The 3013-nt window shown below is 62.8% G+C and carries 3 protein-coding genes and 1 pseudogene; 2 read left to right on the forward strand and 2 right to left on the reverse strand.

Going from position 1 to position 3013, the window contains the following annotated elements:
* Positions 1 to 433, forward strand: a pseudogene (locus EN925_RS30140) (hypothetical protein); the annotation flags it as partial.
* A 14-nt stretch (positions 434 to 447) separates the two neighbouring features.
* Complete coding sequence (locus EN925_RS30145) at positions 448 to 1371, forward strand: ABC transporter permease (RefSeq protein ID WP_064993944.1); 924 nt, start codon at positions 448 to 450, stop codon at positions 1369 to 1371.
* Positions 1372 to 1765: 394 nt separating this feature from the next.
* On the opposite strand, the gene EN925_RS30150 is transcribed toward EN925_RS30145, so the two are convergent.
* A complete protein-coding gene (locus tag EN925_RS30150) occupies positions 1766 to 2476 on the reverse strand; it encodes an outer membrane protein (RefSeq protein ID WP_063168592.1) in 711 nt (236 codons plus the stop codon).
* 214 nt (positions 2477 to 2690) lie between these two features.
* Positions 2691 to 3013: helix-turn-helix transcriptional regulator (locus tag EN925_RS30155; protein WP_164894481.1), on the reverse strand; the 323-nt coding region annotated here is incomplete at its 5' end.

Here is a 3013-nt window from a genome sequence, read left to right on the forward strand (position 1 = left end):
GTCCATCTGGTTCGTCATGGAACACAGCCGGGTCGGCTTCTACGCGGATGCTGTAGGTTTCAACGCCAAGGCCGCGCTCGCCACGGGCCTGCCGGTGCTCAGCATAGCCGTGGGGCTCGTGCTGCTCTCCGGCGCTCTCTCAGGCGTTGCCGGCATGATGATCGTGGCGGGGACGGAGCACCGCCTCAACCAGTCCGTCGGCAACGGCTATCTCTTCAGCGCGATCGTGATCGCCTACCTGGCCCGCGCGAAGCCATTGTGGGTGGTCGTGATCTCTTTCGCGCTCGGCGCGGTGTTCACCGCCGGGAATGTCCTGAAGGTTTTCTACTCGATCTCCGAAGCGATGATCGTGCTGATGCAAGGCGCGGTACTGATGTCGATTTTGATGGCGCAGTTCTTCAGCTCCTATTCGCTCAAACGGCCCAAGAACTAGGAAGGGACAGTTGCATGGATTTTCTGATCGGCTGGATTGCCATCATTCCGAGCTATGCGGCACCGTTGCTGCTGGCGAGCCTCGGCCTCATTATCTGCGAAAGAGCCGGCGTTCTCAATCTTGGAGCGGAAGGGCTCATGGCGATCAGTGCCATGACCGGCGCGATGACGGTGCTTTCCGGAGCCGATCCTTGGGTTGGTCTTGCCGCCGGCTCAGCGGCCGCGATGGCTCTCGCTCTGCTGTTTGGAATATCGACAGTCGCCTTGCGCGCCAATCATACGCTCGCCGGCCTAGCCGTCGTCGCAATCGGACTGGGCATCACCGGGGTCGTGGGGCGACCCTACGTGCAGAAGACCTTTTCTGGCATTTCCACACTTGGCGACCTCTTCGGGATAGACCGCGGTTCGGCATTCGGCCGCATTTTCGCGGTGCAGGACCCGGTTACGCTGGCGCTGCCGACCCTGGTCGGCGCGCTCTGGTGGTGGCTTTCCAAAAGCCGACATGGCCTCAGGTTGAGGTCCGTCGGGGAAAACCCGGCCGCCGCGGATGTCGCGGGTATCGACGTGCAACTGGTTCAGTTCGGGGCTGTCCTGGCGTCCGGGCTGTTTTGTGGTCTCGCCGGAGCCTATCTCTCAGTCGCCACAAGTCATGTCTGGGTGGAGGGAATGGTCGCGTCGCGCGGCTGGATTGCCGTTGCGCTCGTCATCTTTTCGCGCTGGAACGCGGCTCGAGCTCTCTGGGGTGCGCTTCTTTTCGGAAGCGCGGATGCGCTTGTGCCTAGACTACAAGCCATAGGCGCCGACGTTCCTGTCTATCTCATGATGACTTTGCCGTACTTGCTGACGCTTGTCGTGCTGGTGGCAGGCTCATTGGGCGGCCGGCGCTCCGGCGAGCCGGCCTTCCTCGGCAGGGTCTATCTACGACAAGACAAACAATAAGGAACTTGCCCGGTTCATGAGCTCCGCGGCCCGCATCCTTCTGGACTTCGCGGATTTCATGGACAAGCATCAAGGATCGCCGATGTCTGTGCCGTCCCCCCTCGCCCGGCGCTGACCCTGCGGCTCCGCTCGACGCCTATTCGCGTGCCACTAACCGTGAGATCAAGAACAAAGCGCCACGGAGACGACAGAGGGGGTCGCCGCGCGTAAAGCGCCAACGTCATCCGCAACAGCAGGCCGAGCCCAGCCGGACCGCCCCCTCTGGCCTGCCGGACCCGGCCCTTCGCTTTCGTTCCAGGCGTTCGTCGTTCGGAAAGCCAAGCGATTGGCTTTCCGTCCGCTGCGCGGACCACTCCTCACCCCCCTCAAGGGGGAGATCAGCAGCTTCAGCGGATCAGAACTTGTAGCTGAGCCCGACCCGGATATCCTGTGTCTGGAGGTCGACATGGGTTTCCGTGGGCAGGCCGGCGGCCACCGAGAGGTCCTGGCTGCCGAAGTCCGAGTAGCGATACTCAGCTCGAGCGATCCACCTGTCGGTGAAGGCGTGCTCGATGCCGGCGCCAACGGTCCAGCCGACATGGCTGTCGCTGTGGAGCGTTACTTCGGCGGCAGGGCCACCGGCGCTGACCGCAATAAGCTCATACTTGGCCGCAGCGACGCCTGCAGTGATGTAGGGCAAGGTCCGATCGAAAGCATAGCCGGCCCGCAGCCGCGCCGACCCGGACCATTTGAGTTCGCTCTTGAGCAACGTGGTGACGCCGCCGCCGCCGGCGTCGAGGGCCGTCAGCCCATCTATGTTGCCATACGCAATGTCGGCCTCGGCGCCGATCACGAAGCTGTTCTCCATCTGGTAATTCGCGCCGATATGGACGCCGCCGATAAATCCGTTCGGATCGACGCCAACGTTGAGATCGGTGGCCCCGCCCAGTCCGCCGCCGGCGATGAACAGATTGGATTTTCCGGCCGCGTAGCCGATGTCGACGCCGGCATAGAGTCCGGACCAGTCGTAGCCGGATGCAACAGGCGAAACCTCATTGATATCAGCCGCACACGCCACACCGAGCGGCGCGAGAATGAAGGCCGTTGCGAGAAGAAGAATTTTCATTGTTGTCTGCCGCCCCATGTTGCTTCCCCGCCGCACAAATGAGCTGCGGAGATCCAGCTGTTGTCGAGAAATCCGGTGTTGCATTGTCCGCCGGCCGCGTCTTGGGCTGGGCCGCACCCGAATTGTCGGGGAAAGCACCACGGCGCTTTCCCGGTCGGTGTGGCTTTTCAGCCTCAGTCGATCGGCGCGCCGTGCATTCGGTGGCTGTCGGAAACTATCTGGCGCTGCCCGGCGTCGAGCCGAAGCGGCGGCGGAAGCAGCGGTTGAAATAGGACACGTCGGAAAAACCGCTGAGCAGCGCGATCTCGCTGATCCGCATGCGGTCGTTGCGCCTGTCGGACAGCATCCGATGCGCCCTCTGCAAGCGCAGTTCGAGAATGCGCTCGGCAAAGCTCACCCCGGTTTCCTGCAGCAGGTCATGGACATAGCGGACCGAGAGCCGCAATTGCCCGGCAACGCCCTGCGCCGAAATGGCGGGATCGGCGAAATTGTCCCGCATCTTCTGCAGTATGGCCTGCAGCCTTGCCGCGCGCAGAC

Source organism: Mesorhizobium sp. M7A.F.Ca.US.006.04.2.1 (assembly GCF_004022915.1).
GTDB lineage: Bacteria > Pseudomonadota > Alphaproteobacteria > Rhizobiales > Rhizobiaceae > Mesorhizobium > Mesorhizobium ciceri.